20 protein-coding genes are annotated in these 24,141 nt (G+C 69.5%); 15 read left to right on the top strand and 5 right to left on the bottom strand.

All coding sequences use genetic code 11. The features are described 5' to 3' along the window. Positions 1–167: 167 nt before the first annotated feature. On the bottom strand, positions 168–578 hold the full coding sequence (locus BKA25_RS20570; RefSeq protein ID WP_069847406.1) for a PPOX class F420-dependent oxidoreductase: 411 nt from the start codon (positions 576–578) through the stop codon (positions 168–170). A gap of 157 nt (positions 579–735) precedes the next feature. On the opposite strand from BKA25_RS20570, the gene BKA25_RS20565 reads away from it, so the two are divergent. The 15 genes from BKA25_RS20565 (at position 736) to BKA25_RS20495 (ending at position 19,812) form a co-directional block, all read left to right on the top strand. Next, positions 736–1,392: a TetR/AcrR family transcriptional regulator gene (locus BKA25_RS20565; RefSeq protein WP_069847408.1), complete on the top strand. Its 657-nt coding sequence runs from the start codon at positions 736–738 to the stop codon at positions 1,390–1,392. A gap of 189 nt (positions 1,393–1,581) precedes the next feature. Then, positions 1,582–1,926: a hypothetical protein gene (locus BKA25_RS20560; protein WP_069847410.1), complete on the top strand. Its 345-nt coding sequence runs from the start codon at positions 1,582–1,584 to the stop codon at positions 1,924–1,926. A gap of 522 nt (positions 1,927–2,448) precedes the next feature. Next, a complete protein-coding gene (locus BKA25_RS20555; RefSeq protein WP_069847411.1) occupies positions 2,449–3,231 on the top strand; it encodes an electron transfer flavoprotein subunit beta/FixA family protein in 783 nt (260 codons plus the stop codon). Positions 3,232–3,259: 28 nt separating this feature from the next. After that, positions 3,260–4,219 (top strand): electron transfer flavoprotein subunit alpha/FixB family protein, encoded by a 960-nt coding sequence (locus BKA25_RS20550; RefSeq protein WP_069847413.1) that lies wholly within the window; start codon positions 3,260–3,262, stop codon positions 4,217–4,219. A gap of 185 nt (positions 4,220–4,404) precedes the next feature. Then, complete coding sequence (locus tag BKA25_RS20545) at positions 4,405–5,781, top strand: cysteine desulfurase family protein (protein WP_084643575.1); 1,377 nt, start codon at positions 4,405–4,407, stop codon at positions 5,779–5,781. Between the two features lie 3 nt (positions 5,782–5,784). Further along, positions 5,785–6,879 carry a tRNA 2-thiouridine(34) synthase MnmA gene (gene mnmA / locus BKA25_RS20540; RefSeq protein ID WP_069847415.1) on the top strand — a complete coding sequence of 365 codons (1,095 nt, stop codon included), beginning with the start codon at positions 5,785–5,787 and terminating at the stop codon, positions 6,877–6,879. 347 nt (positions 6,880–7,226) lie between these two features. Next, positions 7,227–8,297 carry a methyltransferase gene (locus BKA25_RS20535; RefSeq protein ID WP_216637802.1) on the top strand — a complete coding sequence of 357 codons (1,071 nt, stop codon included), beginning with the start codon at positions 7,227–7,229 and terminating at the stop codon, positions 8,295–8,297. A gap of 232 nt (positions 8,298–8,529) precedes the next feature. Beyond that, positions 8,530–9,948, top strand: a complete 1,419-nt coding sequence (locus BKA25_RS20530; RefSeq protein ID WP_084642647.1) for a class I adenylate-forming enzyme family protein — start codon at positions 8,530–8,532, stop codon at positions 9,946–9,948. Positions 9,949–9,965: 17 nt separating this feature from the next. Then, positions 9,966–10,232, top strand: a complete 267-nt coding sequence (locus BKA25_RS20525) for an acyl carrier protein (protein WP_069847417.1) — start codon at positions 9,966–9,968, stop codon at positions 10,230–10,232. Next, positions 10,229–10,507 (top strand): hypothetical protein, encoded by a 279-nt coding sequence (locus BKA25_RS20520; protein WP_084642648.1) that lies wholly within the window; start codon positions 10,229–10,231, stop codon positions 10,505–10,507. The genes BKA25_RS20525 and BKA25_RS20520 overlap by 4 nt, the downstream gene beginning before the upstream one ends. Continuing rightward, positions 10,497–11,807 (top strand): beta-ketoacyl-[acyl-carrier-protein] synthase family protein, encoded by a 1,311-nt coding sequence (locus tag BKA25_RS28485; protein WP_236750519.1) that lies wholly within the window; start codon positions 10,497–10,499, stop codon positions 11,805–11,807. Before BKA25_RS20520 ends, BKA25_RS28485 begins: the two co-directional genes overlap by 11 nt. Then, on the top strand, positions 11,807–12,655 hold the full coding sequence (locus tag BKA25_RS20510; protein ID WP_069847419.1) for a beta-ketoacyl-[acyl-carrier-protein] synthase family protein: 849 nt from the start codon (positions 11,807–11,809) through the stop codon (positions 12,653–12,655). The genes BKA25_RS28485 and BKA25_RS20510 overlap by 1 nt, the downstream gene beginning before the upstream one ends. Before the next feature lie 11 nt (positions 12,656–12,666). Next, the gene (locus BKA25_RS20505; protein ID WP_069847420.1) at positions 12,667–13,323 is read left to right on the top strand and encodes a hypothetical protein; all 657 of its coding nucleotides are present in this window, start codon (positions 12,667–12,669) and stop codon (positions 13,321–13,323) included. Beyond that, positions 13,320–16,709, top strand: a complete 3,390-nt coding sequence (locus BKA25_RS20500; RefSeq protein WP_069847422.1) for a non-ribosomal peptide synthetase — start codon at positions 13,320–13,322, stop codon at positions 16,707–16,709. Before BKA25_RS20505 ends, BKA25_RS20500 begins: the two co-directional genes overlap by 4 nt. Next, entirely contained in the window at positions 16,702–19,812 is a 3,111-nt protein-coding gene (locus BKA25_RS20495; RefSeq protein ID WP_069847424.1) for a type I polyketide synthase, read from the top strand. The genes BKA25_RS20500 and BKA25_RS20495 overlap by 8 nt, the downstream gene beginning before the upstream one ends. Before the next feature lie 193 nt (positions 19,813–20,005). Here the strand turns inward: BKA25_RS20495 and BKA25_RS20490 are convergent, their stop codons facing one another. The 4 genes from BKA25_RS20490 to BKA25_RS20475 form a co-directional block, all read right to left on the bottom strand. Beyond that, positions 20,006–20,776 (bottom strand): thioesterase II family protein, encoded by a 771-nt coding sequence (locus BKA25_RS20490; RefSeq protein ID WP_069847426.1) that lies wholly within the window; start codon positions 20,774–20,776, stop codon positions 20,006–20,008. A 215-nt stretch (positions 20,777–20,991) separates the two neighbouring features. Continuing rightward, positions 20,992–21,168: a hypothetical protein gene (locus tag BKA25_RS20485; RefSeq protein ID WP_157420982.1), complete on the bottom strand. Its 177-nt coding sequence runs from the start codon at positions 21,166–21,168 to the stop codon at positions 20,992–20,994. Beyond that, positions 21,153–22,649 carry a substrate-binding domain-containing protein gene (locus tag BKA25_RS20480; protein WP_069847428.1) on the bottom strand — a complete coding sequence of 499 codons (1,497 nt, stop codon included), beginning with the start codon at positions 22,647–22,649 and terminating at the stop codon, positions 21,153–21,155. Before BKA25_RS20480 ends, BKA25_RS20485 begins: the two co-directional genes overlap by 16 nt. Positions 22,650–23,050: 401 nt before the next feature. Beyond that, positions 23,051–24,136, bottom strand: coding sequence for an NAD(P)-binding domain-containing protein (locus BKA25_RS20475; protein WP_069847430.1), 1,086 nt, complete (start codon positions 24,134–24,136; stop codon positions 23,051–23,053). Between the last annotated feature and the right edge of the window lie 5 nt (positions 24,137–24,141).

Genomic DNA, 24,141 nt, shown 5'->3' with positions numbered 1-24,141 from the left:
GGGCCTGGGACGGCGAGCGCTGAGAGGAAGGAAGAAGGGCGCCGCCGTCAGCGGCGGGTGCGCACCTTCTGCGACCAGAGACCGTTATGCATGTCCACGAACGTATCAAGCCCCGGCGCCGGGCGGCCACCGGTTTAGCGGGTGCCGCCGCGCGTGCCGAGCGGCGGTCAAAGCCGCCCGGTGATGCGTTCGGGGCTCACCCGCACCGAGGTGATCGGGCCGAGGTGGGCGGCTTCCGGAGTCTGTGCGATGTGCTCGGCGTAGGAGAGTCCCACGTACTTCCGGGAGAGTTCGTCGCGCAGCGCCAGGGCCGTGTCCGGTTCGAACCGCGCCGTGCCCCGGATGGCGGCATAGCTGTACGGCGCATCGGCGGGGCTGATCAGCACGCCGATCCTCGGGTCCCGGCGCAGATTGCGTTCCTTGCGGCTACCGACCGCGATGAAGAAGCGCAGGTCGTCGCCGTCGGCGGCCAACCAGACCACCGACTGTTGTGGGCTTCCGTCCGGCGCGACGGTGGCCACGATGCCGAAGACACGGGAATCCAGCAGCTGTCGGAGTTTCTCCGGAGTGACGGACATTCGGCTGATCTCCTTCGTTCGGCGAAACGGCGAGTCCGCAAAGTGTAACCAATTGGTTCTTTTAAATGAACCGACGGGTTCATTTTGTGTGCGCGGCTGCCCGTACCTCGACTGAACTGGCGCGTCCCGGTCGGGACGGCGCCGATACGCTGCGGCGGTGAGCGAAGCGACCAGCTCGGCCCCGGCGCGAGACGTCTCGCGCGGCCGGATCGACAAGCGGCAGGCGATCCTGTCGGCCGCCTTCACGGTCTTCGCCCGGGAGGGCTACGCGCAGGCGGGGGTGAGCGTGATCGCGGCCGAGGCCGGGGTGGCCAAACCCACCGTCTACAGCCACTTCGGCGATAAGGAGAACCTGTTCCGCGCCACCATCACGGCGGAGGCCGACCGGGCGTTGGCCACGAATCTCGCGGTGGTCGAGCGGCTGATGGACCGGGGTCAAGATCTCTCGACGCTGCTCGCGGAGGTCGGCTACGACCTGGTCGAGTGTTACTGCGACGAACGCTCGTGGGCGGTGCGCAGGCTGGTGTACGCGGAGTTGCCGCAGCACCTCGAACTGGTCGATATCGTTCGGGGGCGGGCGGCCGACCGGGTGACCGAGGCGTTGGCCGACCGGCTGGCCAGGCTCTCGTTGGCGGGGAGGCTGCGTCGCTGCGATCCGGTGGAGGCGGCCGAGCAGTTGAGCGCCCTGCTCACCGGATCGCTGGAATCACGGGCCAGGTTCGGCACCCGCTCGGTTCCCGATCCGGAGAAACGGGCCCTGGTCGCGGCCGCCGTTCGGACCTTCCTGCACGCCTACGGGCCCGAACCGGCCTGACGTCCGGGGTCGCGCAGCCGTTCGACGCCGCGTCAAGGGGCGATCGACCGGCCATCGCCGCCGTGGGATGCGGCCGGGCATCCGAGGTGCTCCGGGCGCTGCAACCTGATCGAGATCCTTGGACCAGCGGGTTCGCGGGCCTGGGCGGTCGGCTGCTTGTTAGCCTGCTCACAAGATCGGGGGTGGGCGATGGTCGCGATGTTCGAAGGGCTTCGACGGCTGCTGGGCCGATCGGGCGAGACGGTGGAATGGGATCGGCCCCCTCGGCCACAGCCGACCGAGTACCCGCTGTGGTGGGTTCGGGCGCTCGATGAGCCGGTGCGGCATGGGATCAAGGCCTCGCAGATCGGGCAGCCCGCTGATCCCGGCGGTTACCTCCCGGTCTGCGGGCGGGTGATGGTGCCTGCCGCCAGTGACCTCGATCCTCTGGTGGCGCGTTGCGGGCGCTGTGCCCAATGGGCCAGGGATCACGTGTGGGAATCGCCTGCGCAGGCGCCGTGGAACGGCGATGAGGCCGACGAGGACTTCTACTGATCAGTTGGAGCCGGTGCCCTGGCAGTACGGGCACTCGACCGGCCTGCGGTCCTTGTCGATCACGGTTCCGGTTCCATTGCAGGTGGCACACCAGTGCATCGAGGCGTTCCTCTCGCATTGCTCGGCGAAGGTTGCGTGTCGAGGTGGCGGGATTGGACGCGACCGAGAGTATGACCACCCGTGAAAGCTGGCTACTCAGCGTCGGCAAGCGGTTGCTTGGTGTCGATCGGAGGGTGAGCGGTCGGTAGGTATCGAACCGGTCGACGACCGTGCCCGCCGAGGCGTGCGAGATCCTGCTACTCGTCGAATAAGCCCGCTCCACGTCGTCGCGAGGCCCGTGAGGTTGGGTGACGACAGTCACGCCGTGGGCCGTGAGACAGTGGGCCGCAGTAAAACTACTCGCAAGTAACATAGTGTCGGTTGTGGCTGACACCACCGTGCCGCAGGGGCATGGACCTGGCAGGGTCATGGCCGATGATCCGCCGGGAGAACCCCGATTCCGCAGGAGGTCGACGAGGACCCATGAACATTGTCGTGCTGGTAAAGCAGGTGCCCGACACCTACTCCGAGCGCAAGCTCAACGACGCCGACCACACGCTGGACCGTGACTCGGCGGACGCGGTGATCGACGAGATCAACGAGCGTGCCGTGGAGGAGGCGCTCCGTATCCAGGAGGCGCACGGGGGTGAGGTCGTCGTCCTGTCCATGGGACCCGACCGCGCCACCGAGGCACTCCGCAAGGGACTGGCGATGGGCGCGCACAGAGCCGTGCATGTCTCCGACCCGGCCCTGCACGGAACCGACCTGATCCAGACCGCGAAGGTGCTGGCCAAGGCCATCGGCACCGTCGAGGGCGTCGACCTGGTCGTCACGGGCAACGAGGCCACCGACGGTCGTGGCGGCGCCATTCCCGCGGTCCTGGCCGAGCTGCTGGGCCTTCCCCAGCTCACCCACGCCCGCAAGGTCGAGATCGACGGCCAGACCGTCCGGGTGGAGCGGGAGACCGACGAGGGCATCACGCACCTCGAGGCCCAGCTGCCCGCAGTGGTCAGCGTCGGCGAGAAGATCAACGACCCCCGGTACCCCTCCTTCAAGGGGATCATGGCCGCCAAGAAGAAGCAGACGGACACGGTGACGTTGGCCGATCTGGGCATCGACGCGGCCGAGGTCGGCCTGGGTGGCTCCTGGAGCACCGTCGTCGAATCCGCCCCCAAGCCGCCGCGCGGCGCGGGCGAGCGAGTCGACGACCAAGGCCAGGGCGGCGCGCAGATCGCCGAGTACCTGGTCGGCCAGAAGCTCATCTGACGGCTGACGACGAGAGGAAGGCTAAGTCATGTCCGAGGTCCTGGTCCTCGTCGACCACGCCGACGGCGAGGTCAAGAAGAACACCTTCGAGCTGCTGACCCTGGCTCGCAGGCTGGGTGAGCCCGTCGCAGTGGTTGTCGGCGCCCCCGGCGTCGCGGCCAAGGCGAAGGAGGCGTTGGCTGGCTACGGCGCGGCCAAGGTCTACGCCGCCGAGTCGGCGTCCGCCACCGAACTGCTCATCACCCCCGAGGTGGATGCGTTGGGGCTGCTCGTCGAGCGCGTCGCACCTGCGGGCGTGCTGGTCGGCGCGACGATCACCGGCAAGGAGATCGCCGGTCGAGTCGCGGCGCGCATCGGCTCCGGCGTACTGGTCGAGGTCGACGACGTGGACGCCGAGGGTGTCGCCACGCAGGCCGTGTTCGGCGGTGCCTACGTGGTGAAGTCCAAGGTCACCACCGGCGTCCCGGTGTACAGCGTCCGGCCGGGTGCCCTGGAGGCCGAGGCCACTGCGGGTGCGGGCGCCGAGGAGACGGTCGAACTTCCCGAACCCCAGGGCGCCACGGTCACCCGGATCACCGGTCGCGAGCCGATCGTGGGCGGCGACCGTCCCGAGCTGACCGACGCGTCGGTCGTGGTCTCCGGTGGTCGAGGAGTCGGCAGCGCCGAGAGCTTCAGCGTGGTCGAGCAGCTCGCCGACGTGCTGGGAGCCGCCGTCGGCGCCTCCCGAGCGGCCGTCGACTCCGGTTACTACCCGGGTCAGTTCCAGGTCGGTCAGACCGGTAAGTCGGTGTCCCCGCAGCTCTACATCGCGCTGGGCATCTCCGGTGCCATCCAGCACCGGGCCGGGATGCAGACCTCGAAGACGATCGTGGCGATCAACAAGGACGCCGAGGCGCCGATCTTCGAGATCGCGGACTTCGGTGTGGTCGGCGACCTCTTCTCGGTGGCTCCGCAGCTGACCGAGGAGATCACCCGACGCAAGAGCTGACGCGGCACGAACTCGTGCGGCAAGGCTCCGGCGACTCCGGGTCCACACCACGCGGCGCCCGCCTTCGACATCGGCGGGCGCCGCGTTCTGGTATTCCGGCATCGAGCGAGGGAGTCGATCGGCGACGGCCCCCGCCTGCCGGTGCCTGCGATGCCCCACCCGCACGCGGTTAGGCTGGTGTGACCATGGCTTACCTCGACCACGCGGCCACCACACCCATGCGGCCAGCCGCCGTCCTCGCGATGACCGAGGCGTTGACCGTCGTAGGCAACGCCTCCTCGTTGCACGCCTCCGGGCGCCGAGCCCGGCGCCGTGTCGAGGAGTGTCGAGAACGACTCGCCACCGCCCTGGGCGCGCGACCGTCCGAGATCATCTTCACCGCAGGCGGCACCGAGAGCGACAACCTGGCGATCAAGGGCATCTACTGGGCGCGGCGAGACGCCGACCAGCGCCGACGCCGAATCCTGGTCGCGCCGACCGAGCATCATGCGGTGCTCGACGCGGTGCAATGGCTGGCGGATCACGAGGGCGCCGAACTCGATTGGCTGGCCGTCGACAGCACGGGCCGCGTGGCGCCCGAGACGCTGCGGGCCGCGATCGAGGCCGCACCGGAGACCGTCGCGCTCGTCACCGTGATGTGGGCGAACAACGAGGTCGGCACGATCAACCCGATGGACGCCCTGGTCGCGGTCGCCTCGGAACACGACATCCCGCTGCACTCGGACGCGGTGCAGGCCGTCGGCATGCTGCCGGTCGACTTCGGCGCCAGCGGGATCAGCGCGTTGAGCCTGGCCGGTCACAAGGTCGGCGGGCCCATCGGGGTCGGCGCGCTGCTGCTGCGCAGAGACGTCGCCTGTGTCCCGCTGTTGCACGGCGGTGGTCAGGAACGCGACGTGCGCTCCGGGACGCTGGACGCGCCCGCGGTCGCCGCCCTCAGCGCCGCCGTCGAGGAATCCGTCGGGCAACGGGCGCCGACGGCCCGACGTGTCGAAGGGCTCCGCGACGAGCTGATCGCCCAGGTCTTGGCGCAGGTGCCCGACGCCGTGGTCAACGGCGCGGCGGGCGAGCGGCTTCGGACCGGATCCGAGCAACCCGCACTGCCGGGCATCGCGCACTTCACCTTCCCCGGCTGCGAGGGCGATGCGCTGCTCATGCTGCTGGACGCCAAGGGCATCGAATGCTCGACCGGTTCGGCCTGTACGGCGGGGGTCGCCGAGGCCAGCCACGTGCTGATCGCGATGGGCGCCGACCGGTCGGCGGCGCGCGGCTCCCTGCGGTTCTCGCTCGGGCACGACTCCACCCCCGAGGACGTGCGAGAACTCGGTGCGGTCATCGGCTCGGTCGTCGAACGGGCCAGGGCGGCGGGCGTCACCCGGCGTCGGACCGCATCCACAGACGACGGCAGATCGGACCCGAGCGGGAACACCGGCGGCCCCGCGAACGCTGACCTCTCCGGGCGGCCGACCGAGACCGGGGCGCGAAAGAGCTCCGGGGCGACGGCGGGCCCCCGAAACTCGATGGACACGACGGATTCGACACGTACCGTGTCGGCGGAGGTATGAGCGATGCGGGTTCTCGCGGCGATGAGCGGCGGCGTCGATTCGGCGGTGGCGGCGGCACGGGCCGTCGAGGCAGGCCATGACGTCGTGGGCGTGCACCTGGCCCTGTCGGCGAAGCCGGGCACGTTGCGGACCGGTTCGCGGGGCTGCTGCACCGTCGAGGACGCCCACGACGCGCGCCGAGCGGCCGACCTGTTGGGCATCCCGTTCTATGTGTGGGACTTCGCCGAGCGGTTCACCGAGGACGTCATCGAGGACTTCGTCGCCGAGTACGCGGCGGGCCGTACCCCGAACCCCTGTATGCGCTGCAACGAGCGGATCAAGTTCGAGGCGCTGTTGGAGAAGGCACTCGGGCTCGGCTTCGACGCGGTGTGCACCGGGCACTACGCCCGGCTCGAGGTCTTGGACGACGGTCGAGTCGAGCTGCGGCGGGCGGTGGACGCGGACAAGGACCAGTCCTACGTGCTGGCCTCCTTGACCGCCGATCAGCTACGGCACGCGATGTTCCCGGTCGGCGACACCGGTAAGCCGGAGATCCGGGCGGAGGCCGAGCGCCGGGGTCTGACCGTCGCGAAGAAGCCCGACAGCCACGACATCTGCTTCATCCCGGACGGCGACACCCGACGGTTCCTCGATTCCCGGCTCGGCACCACCGACGGTGCGTTGGTCGACGACGAGACCGGCGAGGTGCTGGGCACGCACGGTGGCGTGCACGGTTTCACCGTGGGCCAGCGCAAGGGACTCGGACTGCGCACCCCGGCGGCCGACGGCCGCGCCAGGTACGTGCTGTCGGTCGAGCCGGTCACCCGCGAGGTACGGGTCGGCGCCGCCGAGCGGCTGGAGGTCCACGAGATCACCACCGACGCGCCGGTGTGGCCCGGCGGCCGCCCGACGAGTGGACCCGATGACTGCGTCGTGCAGATCCGGGCGCACGGGGGCACCGCCCCCGCATCGGTCGATCTGGACGGCGACGTCCTGCGGCTGCGGCTGCGGGAGGGCGTCAGAGGGGTGGCACCGGGGCAGGTGGCCGTGCTCTACCGCCCGGATGCCGATGCAGGCGATCTCGTGCTCGGCGCAGCGCGGATCAACTCGACCAGCTGAACCAGCCACGGCCCACGACGCACGGTCTGCGCGGGGCGGAGTACTCCGTTCCGCGCAGGCGACGTCCAGCCCCGCCGGGTAACCCGATCGCGCGGGCCGACCGGGGCCCGTTCGATCGCGGAACGGCGGGTCGCCTCGCGGACGTCTCGTCGCGGTGCGTATTTGTTAATTACCCACACCGAGTGAATTTTTCCAAGGGTGTTGCCGGCTAAGCCGTCTGTCTCTTTGAATCAAATTCGGAACTTGAATCCTCACCCAGCGTGCAATGGCCACGGCGGGGCAGATATTTACGACACCTTCAGGTAATTCGGCCATTTGGCCTAGTGGCCGCTGTTACAGTCTTGCGTGTGATCGATTTGGAACACGATCGGCCGCACACACTGTCGGATCTGGCCGATCTGCTCACACCATGGGCGATTCGGGTGGCTGTCACGCTTCGGCTGCCCGAGCTCATCGACGAGGGGCTTACCCGCGTCGATGAACTGGCGGACCGAGTCTCCGCCGACACGGTGGCGTTGGGTCGACTGCTGCGCCTGTTGGCGTGTCGGGGTGTTCTCGTCGAATCGACCACCGGGGAGTACGCGCTGACCGACATCTCGCGAGAGATGATGTCCGAATCGGCTCGTAAATGGTTGGATCTCGACGGTGCCGGGAACCGGCTGGAGGCGTCCTATTCCGGATTGCTGGAATCCATCCGGACCGGTGAGGCGGCCTATCCGAAGACCTTCGGGTGCTCGGTCTGGCGTGATTTCGAATCGAGCAGCGGGCTGGCCGAGTCCTTCGGCGCATACCTCGTCGAACTGGCGGGCCGGTGGGGACCGGAGCTCGTCGAACGATACGGCTGGTCGAGGGTGTCCAAGGTCGTCGATGTCGGTGGCGGCGATGGAACCCTGCTCGGCCTGTTGTTGACGGCGCATCCCGCGATGCGCGGGGTGCTCGTCGACCTGCCCGCCACGACGCTGGCCGCCCGGCGGCGACTGGCTGCGGCGGGTGTGCTCGACCGCTGTGAGGTGGTGGCGGGGAGCTTCTTCGAGCGGCTGCCCATCGGTGGAGAGGTGTACGTCCTCGCCCAGGTGCTCCACGATTGGCCGGATGCGGAGGCGAGCGCGATCCTCCGACGCTGTGTCGAGGCGGCGGGCGAGGGTGGCCGGGTGCTGGTGATCGAACGGGTGCGATGTACGGGTCGGCCCGGGCAGCCCGTCGACGAGGCGTTGGCCGCGATGGACCTGCGCATGTTGCTGCTCATCGGGAGTCTGGAGCGGAGTGCGGCGCAATTCGCGCGCCTAGCCGAGGACGCCGGGCTCGCCTTGGGGTCGCAGGCGGTTATCGGGGAGTTCAGTCTGCTGGAATTCGTGGTGCGAGCTTCGCCCGCGCGATCTGCGAAATCGGTTCGACTCTCGGTTTCGGCCGGGAATTGATTACTGTCAAGCTCGCTGGTTCCGGGTAGACGGGTTTCGTCGCCATCGCATAATCGGTCCCCGGTGTTTCAAGAATTGTGAGAATAAATTCCGACTGCCGGTGCGACGGCGGCGGGTGTTGTTGGCTCATCCTGTTCGGCTGGTGATTCTGTCACCAGCGTTAGTGGTGTCCTGGCCCGAGAAATAAGACGATACCGACTCGATCCGATGGGGTCGGTGGTGGCGAGATCGGATGATAGTGACGACAGACGGCAGACGGGCGGGTTGGGAGGCATTGTCCACCTGGGTCGCCGAACTGATCGACGGCTCCGCTGACGACGTGATCTGGGTGCACAGCACCGGAATGGTGACCCGGGGTGAATTGATCGCCAGGGTCGAGGAATTCGCCGACCTGTTCCAGCGCGATGGGATCGGCCCCGGCTGCACCGTCGCGCTGCGGATCGGACCGAGCGCGACGCTGTTCTATGTCCTCTTCGGACTCTGGCGCTGCGGGGTCCAGGTATTGCTGGTCGACTCGCGCGCCAAACCCGCGGAGGTCGAACGGCTGTTTCGCCGCTATGAGCCGCAGTTCGAGTTGCATTCCGACACCGCAGGCGAGATCCGGGCGGTGTTCCGGCCGGTTCGCGAGGTCCAGGTGCGGCCGACCGGTGTGGGCGCGACGGCCGAGACCGCCCATTGCCTGGTGCAGAGCAGCTCCGGTTCCACCGGCCGCCCGAAGATCATCGGACGGACGGCTGGATCGCTGCAGATCGAACTCGAGCGGATCGCTGCTCTGGAGGGAGCGCCGAAGGCGGGGGAGCGGATCCTGCTGCTCGGTTCCATGCTGCATTCCTTCGGGCTGATCGTCGGCGTGATGCATTCCCTGCGGGCCAAGGCGACGGTCGTGCTGACCTCCAGCGTCCGGCCCCGGGAGCTGTTGGATCTGGCCGCCGAGCACGAGGTCGCGGTGATCCTCGGGGTTCCGACGCACTTCGAGTTGTTGGCCTCCGTGTTCGACCCGCCGCCGCTGCCCGCGTTGCGCGGTGCGGTCTGCGCGGGCGAGGTGCTGGACCAGGGCATCTTCGAGTTGGTGAACCGCAGGCTGGGCATCCGCCTCGGCCAGATCTACGGGATGACCGAGCTCGGTGTGGTGGCGGCGGATCTGACCGGGCGGTTCGGACCGCACCGGGTCGGCAGGCCACTGCCGGGGATCACCACCCGCTGTACCGACGGGGAGCTGTACGTCGCCATCGCCGAGACGCCGTATCTGCGCTCCGACGGCACCCAACGGGTCATCGACGGCTGGCTGCGGACCTTCGATCGCGCCGATCCGGATCCCGCGACGGGCGCCTTGCGCATCCTGGGCCGGACCGACTCGGTGATCGCCATCGGCGGGCTCAAGGTGGATCTCGCCGAGATCGAGGCGGTACTCCACGAACACGAGCAGGTCATCGATGCCGTGGTCACCTACCACGAGGTCATCGAGGCCCATGTCGGAATCTCCGGGGTCCTCAGCGCCGCCGACCTGCTGGCGTGGTGCCGGGAGCGGCTGAGCCACGTCAAGGTGCCCAAGCGCATGCACCTCGGGCCGTCGTTGCCGCGTACCGCCGCCGGGAAGCTCATCCGAGACCGCGATCTGCTGCACGCCGCCCGCCCCCGAGCCATCGACTGATCTACAAGGAGAACCGAGTGAAGACAGAGGTGCGCGACTTCCTGGTGGGAGTGCTGCGCGATGTGCTGCACCTGGAGATCGACGACGACCACTCCGACGAGACACCGCTGGACCTGGAGTCGCTGTTCCTCGTGGAGCTGGTCGTACAGGCCGAGGGCCGGTTCGGTATCGAGCTGGCCGATGAGGAGGTCTATCAGGACTCGACGGTCAGCTTGGGCGATCTCGTTCGACTCGTGGTGGACAAGCGCACGGCGGTCGAACTGGGATCCGGGGTGGCCACGTGATCAGCATGACCGTGCTGCGGTCCCTGCTCGCGGAGGCGGGGGTGCCGGGCGTCGGCGAGGAGACCGAGGAACAGGCCGACGAACTGGTGATCGACTCCTTCGCACTGGTGTGGTTCCTGTACGTCCTGGAGGAACGCCATGGTGTGTGGGTCGATCCGCGTGACGAGGAACTGACCGAGCTCACCTCCATCGCCAGCCTGCACGACTATCTCCTGCGGGCGGGCAGGCGGGCCTCGGAGATCAGGGCGGGGTCGGGGGTCCAGAGTGGCTGCTGACAGAGCCGCCGCCGGATTAGCCGGCGACGAGGCAGCCGACTCCGATGTCGTGGTGACGGGGATGGGTGTCTTCACCGCCTTCGGCTACGGCACCGAAGCGCTGTTGGCCAACGTGTTCGAGGGCAGGCAGGCGTTCAGCTCGGTACGACGATTCGACGTCGCCGGCTTCCGATCGCGGTACGCCGCCACCTACCCGGCCGAGGGGATTCGGGACGTGGACCCGCAATGGTCGGCCGGGACGCCCGCTCAACGCGCGGTGTTACTCGACTGCGCCCGGCAGGCCATGGGCGAGGCGGGACTCGACGGCGCCCAGGACGTTGCGTTATCGATCGGCACCGCAGGCGACGACGCGGCGCACGTCGCGTTCTGGGAGCAGGCCAGGCGGCAGGCCCAGCCCGCCACCACGGACCAGCCCTCCACCGCACAGCCCGCTACGACCCAGCCTGCGTCGGTCGGACCCGACGCGCAGGCCTCCGACGCGTTCGCCGACTGTGTCCCGGCGTATCTGGCCGAGAGCCTGGCCGAGACGCTGCGGCTGAGAGGTCCCGCGAGGGCGTTCGTCAACGCCTGTGTCGCATCGACCAACGCGATCGTGCACGGCGCCGCACTGATCCGCAGCGGACGTGCCCGCCTCGCGCTCTGTGGCGGAGCCTCGTTGGTCGGCCCGCACGCGTTCAGGAACTTCGACGCCGCGCGCGCCCTGACCAGGCAGAACGGAATGCGCCCGTTCTCCTCGGGGCGTTCCGGGCTGTTACTCGGCGACGGCGCCGCCATGCTCGTGCTGGAGTCGGCAGGCTCGGCCCGGCGGCGGGGCGTCCCGGTGTTGGGGCGGATCCTGGGCTGGGGGATGTCCGCGGACGCGCACCATCTCGTGCGCCCCGACCCGGCCGGTATCGGGGTGGCCAACGCCATCTCCGCCGCGTTGCGCAGTGCGGGCGAGGAGCCTGCCGCCGTCGACTACGTCAATGCGCATGGCACCGCGACCCTGTCCAACGACGTCGCCGAGACCGCCGCGCTGCATCGAGTGTTCGGCCCCGATGCGCGCCGACTGGCGGTGAGTTCCACCAAGGGCAGCACCGGGCATCTGCTGGAGGCCACCGGCGCGGTGGAACTGGTCGTCTCGCTGCTCGCCTTACGCGAGGGGCTCGTGCCCCCGACCGTGGGCTACGGCGATCGTGATCCGGCCTGCGATCTCGACTACGTGCCCGGCAGGCCGCGTCGGGTGGAACTCCGTCGAGTGCTGACCCTGAACTCGGCCGTCGGCGGACTCAACGCCGCGATCCTGGCGGGTCGAGCCTGATGGGCCGGGAAGCCGAGGCGCCGAGGCGCGACGACGCGATGGAACCGGCGACTCCGGCCGGTGAGCTGGAGGTGTTGGCGGCGGAATGTCTGCTGCCCTGGGGCGAGGCCGCCGAGGGACTGCCCGGTGCTGCGGAGCGGGCCCTGCCACCGGTTCCCGGCTTCGCGATGTCGCGATTCACCCCGCTGGTGGTGGCCGCCGCCCGAGCGGCCTGGAAGCAAGGCGCCCGACATCGATACGGCGGCCATCGGACCGCGATCGTGCTCGCCACGATGTTCGGCGACGCGATGACGGCCGACCAACACACCCGCCGTCAGTTCGACGGACTCCCGCACAACCCGTTGTTCTTCTACGAATCGGTGCTCAGCTCCTGCGTCGGCATGATCGGCATCGAACACGGCATCGGCGGTCCGATCAGCTGTCTGTCCCTACGGCGGGACTTCACCGTCGAGGCGCTCACGGCCGTCGATGTCCTGCTGGACGAGGAATCCATCGACCAGGTGTTGTTGATCGGCGCGGAACTGGCGCCGACCCCGAGGACCAGCGCGATCCATCGCGGTTGGGCCGAGGAGAACCCGACCGAGCCGTTGCCGCAGGACGATCTCGCCGCCGCCTTGCTGCTTCGGCGACCAACCGGAGACCCCGGCCGACCGGAGTCCCTCTCGACATCCCAGGCCGCAGCACACGTCGACTCGGTCGCCGCCACCGGCGCGGACGACCCGCTGGGGCATCTCCGAGGACTCGTCGGACTCTGTGCCGCCCTGGCGCAGCTCCGCACCACCGATCCGGCCCGTGCCCTCCTCGTGCGCTCGAACGGCGAGGACCTCGTCTCCATTCGCGATCAGTAGGGAGTGCCATCGTGTCCGCAGCAGCGGGTAGCGACCTGACCGGAGGTCCCTTCTTAACGGAGGGCCTGATCGACGATCTCGCCGACGGCCCGTTCGAAGCCTTCGGCGCCTCGACGACCAGGAGAATCCTCGACTATCGCGGTTCGACCACCGCGTTGCTCATCGAACTCTCGGGAGCACCGATCTCCCTGCGGTTGTTGCAACAGCAGATGGTCGACCGTGCCGTGGTTCCCGAGGGCGTCTCGACCGCGATCTACCCGGATCTCGCACGGCACGAGGTGATCCTGCGTCGTTCCGCGTTGTTCGACGCCCAGCAGCGGTTGCTCTCGTTGAACTGCACCGTCGCGCCGCTGGGCTTGCCACCTGCGGTGACGGCGGCGTTGACCAGCAGCGAGACCCCGATCGGTACCGGGTTGGCTGAATTGGCCGTGCAGCAACGCCGGGAACACACCGCCCGGGGCCGCACCCGGTGGCCGGGCCCGGCCAAGGGGCGCTGTGCGTTCCGGGAGTACCTGATCCTGGTCGACGAACAGCCCGCCCTGTTCGTGCACGAGGCGTTCAATCCCGCGCTGTTCCCGGTGGACGAGATCCCGGTCGGGCCGTCGCCGGCCTTCCACCAGGCGGGGTCGGCACTGGTGTTCGGTTCCGGACCTCGGCCGAGCTCGTGATCGAGCCCCACGGCGCCTCGCCGCTCGCGGGCGCACCACCGGGTAGACCGGTGCCGATTCCCTGCGCAGCGCCGTCGATCGGTTCGCTGGTCGCGTCCACCGAGGCGGTGGCTCTGCCACTCACCCCGGCACAGACCGAGGTCTGGGTGGCACAACGACTCCGGCCCGCCGATCCGACGTTCAACACGGGCGGTTGCCTGGAGATCCCCGGGCCGGTGCGGCTGCCGGAGTTCGTCCGAGCCCTGCGGACGGCGGTGTGGGAGACCGAGTGTCTCCGGGCGCGATTGGTCGAGGATGGCGGCCGTCCCGCCCAGATCGTCGAGGACGCCCGATCAATCGATGACGCCGTCGGCGAGTGGCTGCGAATTCACGACCTTCGGGCCGAGGCCGACCCGGACGGACTCGCGTTCGGCTGGATGAACGCCGATCTGGCCGCGCCGCGCGAGATCGGGGCCGATCCCTTGTTCGGCTTCGCGATCTTCCTGCTGCCGCAGGACCGGATCCTCTGGTATCAGAACGTCCACCACCTGCGATTCGACGGCCACAGCGGTGCTCTGTTCCTCCGGCGGGTCGCCACGCTGTACTCGGCTGCGCTGGCGGAGACGACGCCGCCTGCGACGCCGTTCGGTCCGCTCGCCGTGCTGATCGAGCAGACCGAGGCCTATCGCGATTCGGCTGCGGCTCAGCGTGACCGCGAGTTCTGGCGGGGTCGACTCGACGCGGCGGCGGAATCGGCCGCCGTCGCGGATCTGCCTGCGGAACTGGGCGGCCGGGTCGAGCGGGAACCGAACCCCGGGACCGACGCCGAATCCGGGGCGATCCGCTGGCGGTTGCGCCTGACACCGGGCGATGTCGCTCGGCTCTCGGCGGCCGCCAGGGCCGCCAAGGTCGGGTGGAGCGTCCTGCTGCTCTCGGCCCTGGCCGGTTTCCTGACACCGGCGACCGGACCGCAGGAGGTGACGCTCGGCCTGGTGGTCAAGGGCCGGTCCGGTGGCCGGGCGCTGAGCGTCCCGGGGATGACCTCGGACGTCCTGCCGCTGCGGATATCGGTGCCGCCCTGGCGCACCCTGGCCTGCCTGGCCCACCGGGTGGCCGTCGAGACCAGGGAGGTGGTCCTGCATCAACGGATCACCCAGCGCGGACTGCGTGCGCTGCGTGATCCGGCGGCCCAGGCACCGCTCTTCAGCACGACGGTCAACATCAACCGCGTCGATCGGGAACTGCGGTTCGCGGGCCGTGCCGCACGGATCCACCAGTTGGCGGCAGGCCGGGTCGCCGGGCTGAACGTGGATGTGCACGACGGCCCCGGCGGCGGCATCGACCTCGACCTGGTCGTGGACCAGAGCCGGTGCGCACTGCCCGTCCTGACGGCCTTCGGTGAGCGCTTGGCGCACTATCTGCGGGCTTTCGTCGACTGTGGACCCGATCGGCCGATCGCCGAGATCGGCAGGACTCGGCCCGCCGAGGTGTTCGCTCTCGGCGTCGAGCCCGTCGCAAGCGTGCCGGAGCGAACCCTGTCGCAGCTGTTCGACGACCAGGTCTCGCGCACCCCGGCCGAGGTGGCCATCGACTGCGAGGGCCGGTGTTGGACCTACGCCGAACTGGCCGCCAGGGTGAGCCGACTGGCCAGGCTGCTGGTCGCGCGCGGGGTCGGCCCGGAACGGGTGGTGGCCATCGCACTGCCGCGCACGCCCGCCGCCATCGTCGCCATGCTCGCCGTCGCCGCAGCAGGCGGTGCCTTCCTCCCGATCGACCCCGAACTGCCCGCCGCGCGGATCCGGGCGATGCTCGCCGACGCCCGGCCCACCGTGCTGATCACCGACGAGGCCGGTCGGCTGGCCCGCCGCGAGGATGTCGAGCGGAGTTGGACGCTGCTCGACCAGGATTCGGCCGCGGTCCGATCGGTCCTCTCCGCTGCGGGCGGCGACTCGGCGGCTCCCGGTCTGCGGAACAGGGCCGCGCCGCACAACGCCGCCTACCTGATCTACACCTCCGGCTCCACCGGCCGCCCGAAGGGCGTCATCGTCGAACACCGTGGTCTGGCGGCCTTCGCGACGACCCTGCGCGACCGCTGCGCGATGACGGCGCGCGACCGGGTGCTGCGGTTCGCCGCGCCCGGCTTCGACGCGGTGGTCTGGGAACTGCTGCAGGCGCTGACCACGGGCGCGACGCTGGTGATCGCCGACGCCCAGCGCCTGCAACCGGGGCCCGCCCTGACCCGGCTGTTGGCCGAGCAACGCATCTCGCACCTGTTGCTGCCGCCCTCGGCCGTGGCGGTGTTGACGCCGGACGCCCTGGCCGGGGTTCGCTGCCTGGTCGTCGGCGGCGAGGCCTGCCCGCCGGAGCTGGTGCGGCAGTGGGCCGTCGGACGCACGATGATCAACGCCTACGGGCCGACCGAGGCCACCGTCTGCGCCACGATGAGCGAACCGCTGCTGCCTGCCGGGCCGCCGACCGTGGGGCGGGCGGTCGCCGGGACGCGGGTGCTGGTTCTGGACGCGGCACTGCGTCCGGTGCCGATCGGAACCGTCGGCGAGATCTATCTGGCGGGTCCCGGACTGGCCAGGGGATATCTGAACGAGCCCGCCTTGACCGCGCAACGTTTCCCACCCGCCCCGGCGGCCATCGGCGGCGGCCGGATGTACCGCACCGGCGACCTCGGTTTCTCCGACGTCGATGGCCGCCTGCAACTCGTCGGCCGGGCCGATGCGCAGGTGAAGATCCGGGGCATCCGCGTCGAGCTCGGTGAGATCGAGGCGGTGCTCGTCGAGCACCCGACGGTGGCCGCCGCCGCAGTGGTACTGCGTACCGATCAACCGGACGATCCTCGCCTGCATGCCTTCGTCCGGTCGGTCGAAGCCGCGAGCCCGTCCGTGGTCGAGCTGCGGGAACACTGCGCGCGCAGCCTGCCGAGGCAACTGGTGCCCTCGGGATTCGAGGTCCTGGCCGAACTGCCGCGCACCCCGGCGGGCAAGGTCGACCGGCGCGCACTGACTCTTCGGGTGCTGCCCGCCGAATCCGGCTCGGCGCGGTTCATCGCACCGCAGGGCGCGGTACAGGAACGGGTCGCTCGGATGTGGCGCGAGGTGTTGGGCCGCCCCGTCATCGGCGCGCACGACAACTTCTTCGACCTCGGGGGACATTCCCTGTCGATGGCTCGGCTGCACACGATGCTCGTCGAATCCTTCGGCACCGCTATCGGCCTCGCCGACCTCTACTCCTATCCGACGGTGGCCGGGATCGCGGCACTGGCCTGCGGTGAACCCCAACCGGGTGCATCGCAGCGCGGCACCGGCGAGGCCAGGGACCGGGCGGCTCGACGTCGGGCCACGCTTCTCGCCAGAAACAAGATCGGCACCGACAAGGGAGCACCGCGCGATGGCTGACGATCGGATCGCAGACAGAGAGCTCGACATCGCGATCGTCGGGATGGCCGGGCGGTTCCCCGAAGCACGCGACGTCGAGGAACTGTGGGCGAACCTGCTTGCCGGCCGCGAGGCGGTACGGCCCATCGAGGACGCGGAATTCCTGGCGGCAGGCGGAGATCCGGCTCTGTTGACCGACCCGGCGCACCTTCGGCTGGCCAACGCGATGCCCGACCTCGACTGTTTCGACGCGGAGTACTTCGGTTTCCTTCCCACCGAGGCCGCCCTGTTGGACCCGCAACATCGGATCTTCCTGGAGACCTGCCAGCACGCCCTGGATGACGCCGGACACGACCCGGACCGTGTGGGTGGGCCGGTCGGGGTCTATGCGGGTTCAAGCCAGAGCGAGTACTACCTGTCCCACGTCCACCCAAGATTCGGCGGCGAGTACTCGATCGGCTCCATGGCCGCCAAGATCGCGAACCTTCCGGACGCACTGGCCAGCCGGGTGTCCTACGCGCTGAATCTCACCGGACCGGCCATCGCGGTGCAGACCGCGTGCTCCACCTCGCTGGTGGCCGTCCACCTGGCCTGTCAGGACCTGCTGACCAGCCAGTGCGACCTGGCTCTCGCGGGCGGCGTGGGTCTGATTCCCGACAAGCTCGGCTATCGATATGTCGATGGAGGCGTCTACTCGCCGGACGGCCGATGTCGACCGTTCGACCGCAACGCCTCGGGTTTCATCGGCGGCGACGGCGCGGGCGTGGTGGTGCTGCGCAGGCTCGCCGACGCCCTCGCCGACGGCGACCACATCCGCGCGGTCATCCGGGGATCGGCGATCAACAACGACGGCGCGGCGAAGTCCGGTTTCAGCGCGCCGAGCCGGGCGGGCCAGCGTGCGGTGATCCTGGCCGCGCAGGCCAACGCCGAGGTGCATCCGAGCGACATCGGCTACCTGGAAGCACACGGCACCGGAACACCGGTCGGGGACCCGATCGAGGTGTCCGCGCTGACCGATGTCTTCCGGGCCGACACCCGACGCCGAGGCTTCTGCGCATTGGGCTCCATCAAGGCCAACCTGGGGCATCTGGACGCCGCCTCCGGGATCGCCGGGTTGATCAAAGCCGTCCTGGTGATCGAGCGCGGCCGGATTCCACCGCACCCGACCTTCGAGGCGCCCAATCCGGCACTCGAACTCGACGCAGGCCCGTTCTACGTCAACACCGAGGCCATCGCCTTCCCCGGGGATCGCCCGCGCCGCGCGGGCGTCAGCTCCTTCGGTATCGGGGGCACCAACGCCCACGTCATCCTCGAACAGGCACCAGTCCGGGCGACCGCCGCCGCACCCGAGACCTGGACGGTGCTGCCGGTGTCCGCCAGGACCCGAGACCAGCTGACCACCGTGACGGGTGAGATCGCCGAGCACCTCGCCGCGCGGCCCGAACTGGGACTCGCCGACGTCGGACACACCCTCCGATCGGGTCGCCGATCGCTGCCGTACCGCCGGACGATCGTGTGCCGTGACCACGCGGATGCGGTGACGCAGTTGCGCGAACCGGTCCCCGTCGACACCGCCGCAGTCCGCCCCCGTCCCGTCGTCCTGTTGTTCGGTGGCGGCGGCGCCCAGTACGGCGGGATGGGACGGGAGTTGTACGAGACCCAACCGTTGTTCCGGGCGGAGCTGGACCGCTGCGCGGAGATACTGCGGCCGGTGCTGGGCCAAGACCTCCGAGGGCTGTTGTACCGAGGGCAGCGGAGCAACAGGCCTGCCGGTCTCGCGGGGCTGTTGAGCACCCAGTACGCCTTGGCACGGTTGCTCATCGCCGCAGGCGTCACTCCGAACGCGATGCTCGGGCATTCCCTCGGCGAGTACACCGCGGCCTGCCTGAGCGGGGTGCTCGGCCTCTCGGAGGTCCTACCGCTGATGGTCGAGCGGGAGCGGCTGATCCGGCAGGCGGGCGGCGCGATGCTCAGCGTCGTCCTGACCCCCGAGGAACTGGCGCCCTATTTGACCGACCGGCTGTCGCTCGCCGCGGTGAACGCCCCGCGGGCCTGTTCGGTCTCCGGTCCGGTCGAGGACATCGAGCGGCTGCGGGCCGTCCTGGATGCCAACGCGGTGAGCAACCAGGGCTTGGACGTGGTCGGGGCCGCCCATTCCTGGTTGTTGGACCCGGTGCTCGCCGACTACTCCGCCGCACTGAGCCGAGTCCGTTTGCAGGCGCCGACGATTCCGTTCGTCTCGAACGTGACGGGCGACTGGATCACGGCCGAGCAGGCGAGACAGCCGGATTTCTGGCTACGGCACCTGCGGGGGACCGTGCGCTTCGCCGACGGACTCGTGACGGTGGCGGGCGAGGACGACCCGATCTTCATCGAGGTGGGGCCGGGCAGCGGCCTGAGCCAGCTCGCGGTGAAGCAGCTCGGCAGGGGCACCACCGTCGTGCGTTCGGTTCGCAGCCGAAAGGAGGACCGGCCGGACTCATCGGTGCTGTTCGCGGCGTTGGGTCGGCTGTGGAACGAGGGTATCGACCTCGATTGGCCCGCCGTGTTCCCGGCGGGCAGGCGGATTCCGCTCCCCGGCTACCCGTTCGAGCGGCGGCGACACTGGATAGACCGTGTCGTCCACCGCGCGACGGGCGAGGTCCCGACCGGCGATTCGGCGGCTGCGCCCCTTGCTGCGCCGGATCGCCGGGACGGATCGTCGATCGAACGACCGGATGATGCTGCCCGTGGCGACCGAGGCCCGGTCGGCGGGTCTCCGGTCGGGGATGGGCGGGTGCCTGCCACCGCGCTGTCATCGCGACCGAGGCTGACGACGCCGTTCCGGGCTCCGGTGACGGAACACGAGAAGGTGGTGGCGGCCTACTGGCAGTCGGTGTTGGGTATCGATCCCATCGGTGTCGACGACGGTTTCTTCGACTTGGGCGGCGATTCGCTGCTCGCGGTGCGCATGATGGACTTCGTCAGCAACCGGTTCCGGGTCGCGTTGCCCGCTCGGCTGGTCTTCGAGCAGGCGACGGTCGGGGAGATCGTGGCGGCGATCGCCGCAGCTGGAGTGGGTGATCCTCGGCCAGTGGCCGGCAGCGGGTCCGATGGCGACGCACCGGTCACGGCCTGCCCCTGAGGCGCTCCGGCGGCGTGAACTGCGAGTACGCGGGCGCGCGGTCGTCGCGCGGGTGCGGCCTCCGGCGGTGTGCCGGGCGGTGAGTCGCAACGCTCGGCGAATAGTGGCCGGGTCGTGCTGGAACGGCGGGCGACGGTGCTCGGCCTAGGCGACCCGGCCGAGCGCACCGGGTCGACCCTCGGCTCGCCTGCGCTCAGCGGCGAGCGAACCGGCCGGTGGCTGCGAGATGCCGGGTGAGGTCGCTCGTCAGCTCCGTTTCCTGTTCCGTCAGGTAGAAGTGGCCGCCGGGGAAGGTCCGGTGCGCGAACATCGCCGTGGTCACCTCCGACCAGTCCACGACGCGGTCCAATGGTGCGAAGGGATCATCGGCGGCCGCGTAGGCCACGACCGGTGTGGACAGCGGTCTGCCTCGGGTGGGGCGATACCGCGCCATCACCGCGTGATCCGCGCGTAGGGCGGGCAACATCAGCTCTAGTAGCGCGGGGTCGAGTGACGCCAGTTGCGGTCCGCCCAGTAGCCGGATGTTGGTGAGCAGTGCGGCGTCGTCGGAATTCTCGGTCAGCCGGGAACCGTGGTGGAGTGGCGCGGGGTAGCCGGAGACGAAAAGCATGAGCGGCCGGGTGCCGAGTTGTTCGAGGCGTACCGCGACTTCATAGGCGACGGCCGCGCCCATGCTGTGCCCGAACAATGCAATCGGCTCGGTATGAAACGGCGCTATCGCGGCGACTATCGGTTCGACGAGATCGGCCATCTGTCGCGCACCGGGTTCGCCGAGGCGGTCTTGTCGGCCCGGATAGCGCACGGCGAGCAACTCGACGTCGGCGGAAAGCCCGGCGGGCCAACTCCGGAATGCGCTGGCGGCACCGCCGGCATGGGCGAAACACAGAAGTCGGACCCGAGGCGCGGCGATCGGCCGGAAGCGACGGAACCACAATACATCCGCCGGAACAGCGGGAATAGTCATGAAGAAACCTCACGGTCTCGGCTGATTGACGGCCGGACTATAACGACGATTCGGAGCGAATTCCGGCGGATGGCATTTTTCTACTCGAAAGAGCGACCGGCTAATCGGCGAGGTCCGCGCGGCGGCGCGAGACGGGCGGGTCGCGCTGATCGCAGGTGCTTGACCTGCGCACTCGGCGCAGCGCGCCCGGTTCTCCCCGCCGACCTCGTCGGAGATCAGCCCGGCTCGCACATCGGCGGTTGGCACAGCTGACTGCCCAGGGCTCCGAGGAAGATCTCGCCCATGTCGGCGGGATCGTCGGCGGTGAACACCCGGCCGCCGGTGACATCCGCGATCTGCTGTAGGGCCTGTTGATCGATGTCGGGGCCGACGCCGATCAGGACGATCGGCAACGGTGCCGCCGGTCCTGCGCCTGCGATAGCTCGGTGAGAAGTCGATCCAGTCCGATGCTCGTCGAATCCTCGTCACGGCCATCGGTGAACACCACGACGGTGTTGGTCCGGCCGGGTTCCCAACCCTGCCTGGCCGCCTCGTACGCGGCGAGGGTGGTGTCGTAGAGACCCGTGCCGCCGCCGGGCTGCGCGGTGATCGAGCGCAGCGCCTCCAGGCCGGTGCCCTCGGTGTGCTCGCTGACGGGACCGACCGGAAGCACTTCCCGATAGTCCCGATCGCCCTCCAGCCTGGTCGAGAAGGTCCAGACTCCGAGTCGGGTGGTGGGCAGCAGCATCCCGATGCCCTGCTCGGTCGCGCCGATCGCCAGTTCCATCCGGGTGCGTCCGGTGCCGGGCACCTCGTCGCCCATCGAACCGGACACGTCGAGCGCGGCCAGGATGCGGCCACTGCGCGAGACCCCGGCCCACATGCCCAGGGTCTCGTCGAGATCATCGGTGTCCGGCAGTGCCACCGGCGGCACCGATTCGGGAGCGGGATGCTCCCCTGCGAGTTCGCCGCCGGGAGTGCGGAGCCGATGATCGCCCAGCAACCGGACGGTCTCCGGTGCCTGGAGTACCGAGCGCAGACCTGCGGCCGCCATCCATTCGCTCTGGGTAGCGCTCAGCAGGGGGACGAAGGGGAAGTCCAGCGACGGCGCGTCGACCTCGGGATACGCGGCGGACAGCTCGACGGCAGGCGAATCCTGCTGATAGCGCAGTAGGCGTTGTTCGCTGGTGGGGAAGGCGGCAGGCCGGTCGCCCTCGGACGTCTCCGCGATCCGCTGGTACAGCTGTTCCTCGTCCTCGGACACCTCCTGGGAGAGCGTCCGGAAGCGGCCGGTGGCGGCTGCGGTGGGATCCGCGGCCTCGGCGCTGAGGCGGCGTACCCCCCACAACATCGAGGTCGCCGTGATGCTGCGCGAGGGATCGCTGGTCCAGATCGCGGTCTCACCGGCATCGGGGCCGAGCAGCCCGGACCACCGCGGATCGTCGCCCTGCTCGCTCGCGGCGTCGGGCGGTTGAGCCAGCACTATGGGCGAGGAGGCGATCGATTCACCGGACTCCGGTACCTCGGTGGCGCCGTTGGCCCTGGCCCGGTGCAGCCACATGCTCGATTCCGGCAGCCACGCGGCCACCTCGTCGGCCTGTCGGGGGTCGGCCAGCATCTCCACGGCGTCGGCGGAGGCCACCGATTGAACCCGGACCCGATAGCAGTCGCCGTTCTCGTCCGCTCTCGGCTCGTCGGCCACCTCGTCGAGTAACGGGGCCACCGAGGGCGCGGCGACGACGTTGAGCGTGGTGGCCTCCGAGCAGTCCATGCTGCCGAAGAGGGTGGGGAACCGCTCCAGGACGATCCACACGAGAAGCGAGGTGACAAGTAAGGAGCCCAGGATCAGCATCGTGAGTCGGCCGAATCCTGCGCGGCTGGTGCGCTCAGACATCCGTTCCCTCCTTCTCGGGCCGATCCGGGATCGCATGATCCCCGGCCGGGTTGGTGCACGGGTGTGGATACCGCCGCCGCCGATACTGTCAAATTCGGTGAATTACCAACAGGGTTGGGAAAGAGGCGTGTCGCGTCGGCGGATGATAAGCAACCGGTTGTATTACGAGCATGAATAGCAGCTCGAATGCGGTCGGAATTCGCGATTCTCCCGGTTGATATGCCGATGATGTTCCGCCATTCAGCGGTAGTCGATCCACCGATCAGTCGGCAACTGCGGACGAGGGATGGCCGATGTCGGCCGCTGCCTGAGCGTGGCGAACCGATGGCCGGAATTTCGCGCCGGTTCGTCCCCGCCGCCGCATCGCCCGGTGCGTCGCGTCGAAACGATCGTCCGCCGCGCTAACGCGGGTGTCGCGCCAGGAATCGATTGACATCGCGAACCGCGAACCGGCCAGCCCGATTGGCCCCCACCGTGGAGGCCGAGGGGCCGTAACCCACCAGATGCACCCTCGGTTCGCTCGTGACCCTGGTGTTCTCCACCGCGATGCCGCCACCCCGGCCCCGCAACCGCAGCGGACGCAGATGGTCCAGCGCCGCCCGGAAACCGGTGGCGTAGAGGATCACGTCGGCCGGTACCCGCCTGCCGTCGTCCCAACTCGGCCCCGTCTCGGTCAACCGGTCGAACATCGGCAGCCGTTCCAACAGTCCCTCGGCCTGCATCTCCCGGAGCCGAGGGGTCAGCCACAGCCCGGTCACACTCACCACGCTCGACGGCGGTCTGCCCGCCCGCACCGCGCGATCCACCCGCTCGACCGCCGCCCTACCGTGCTCCTGGGTGAACTCGCCCTCCCGGAAGTGCGGCGGCCGACGGGTCACCCAGGTCGTCTCGGCCACCGTCGAGATCTCCCCGAGGAGCTGCAGCGCCGACGTCCCACCGCCCACGATCACCACCCGTTGACCCGCGAACTCCTCGGGGCCCCGGTAGTCGGCGGTGTGCAACTGGCGTCCCCGGAACACCGCCTGTCCCGGCACACTCGGCCAGAACGGCTGGGTCCAGGTACCGGTCGCGTTGATGACGGCCCTGGCCGACCACACACCCCGATCGGTCTCCACCCGCAGCCGACCCACCGGATCCGCGTCCTGCGGCCGCACCGCCCGCACCGACACCGGCCGGTGGACCGGGAGTTCGAAGCGCTTCTCGTAGGCGGCGAAGTACTCGGGGACGACCTTCGCCGCAGGCTCGGCGTCGTCGACCGGCCCGAGGGGGAATCCCGGCAGATCGTGCACGCCGTGCACGGTGGCCATCCGCAGCGTCGGCCAGCGGAACTGCCAGGCGCCACCGGGGTTGCGCGGGCCGTCCAGCATCACGTACCCCGTCTCCGGGCGATGGCCGCTCCGCCGCAGGTGGTAGCCGGTGGACAGGCCCGCCTGACCTGCGCCGATCACCACTACGTCGACCTCGGCGACACCCGGTTTCGAGCTCACTCTCG

The sequence above is a fragment of the Actinoalloteichus hymeniacidonis genome, assembly GCF_014203365.1.
Classification (GTDB): Bacteria; Actinomycetota; Actinomycetes; order Mycobacteriales; family Pseudonocardiaceae; genus Actinoalloteichus_A; species Actinoalloteichus_A hymeniacidonis.
Note: the sequence above shows the minus strand (reverse complement) of the source record. Positions and strands in the feature narration are given on the sequence as shown.

Excerpts from the sequence above, each read along its gene's own strand:
- BKA25_RS20480 (WP_069847428.1), bottom strand. The coding sequence starts at position 22,649 with ATGTCTGAGCGCACCAGCCGCGCAGGATTCGGCCGACTCACGATGCTG.
- BKA25_RS20545 (WP_084643575.1), top strand. The coding sequence starts at position 4,405 with ATGGCTTACCTCGACCACGCGGCCACCACACCCATGCGGCCAGCCGCC.
- BKA25_RS20490 (WP_069847426.1), bottom strand. The coding sequence starts at position 20,776 with ATGACTATTCCCGCTGTTCCGGCGGATGTATTGTGGTTCCGTCGCTTC.
- mnmA (WP_069847415.1), top strand. The coding sequence starts at position 5,785 with ATGCGGGTTCTCGCGGCGATGAGCGGCGGCGTCGATTCGGCGGTGGCG.
- BKA25_RS20560 (WP_069847410.1), top strand. The coding sequence starts at position 1,582 with ATGGTCGCGATGTTCGAAGGGCTTCGACGGCTGCTGGGCCGATCGGGC.
- BKA25_RS20510 (WP_069847419.1), top strand. The coding sequence starts at position 11,807 with ATGGGCCGGGAAGCCGAGGCGCCGAGGCGCGACGACGCGATGGAACCG.
- BKA25_RS20495 (WP_069847424.1), top strand. The coding sequence starts at position 16,702 with ATGGCTGACGATCGGATCGCAGACAGAGAGCTCGACATCGCGATCGTC.
- BKA25_RS20550 (WP_069847413.1), top strand. The coding sequence starts at position 3,260 with ATGTCCGAGGTCCTGGTCCTCGTCGACCACGCCGACGGCGAGGTCAAG.
- BKA25_RS20555 (WP_069847411.1), top strand. The coding sequence starts at position 2,449 with ATGAACATTGTCGTGCTGGTAAAGCAGGTGCCCGACACCTACTCCGAG.
- BKA25_RS20530 (WP_084642647.1), top strand. The coding sequence starts at position 8,530 with ATGATAGTGACGACAGACGGCAGACGGGCGGGTTGGGAGGCATTGTCC.
- BKA25_RS20570 (WP_069847406.1), bottom strand. The coding sequence starts at position 578 with ATGTCCGTCACTCCGGAGAAACTCCGACAGCTGCTGGATTCCCGTGTC.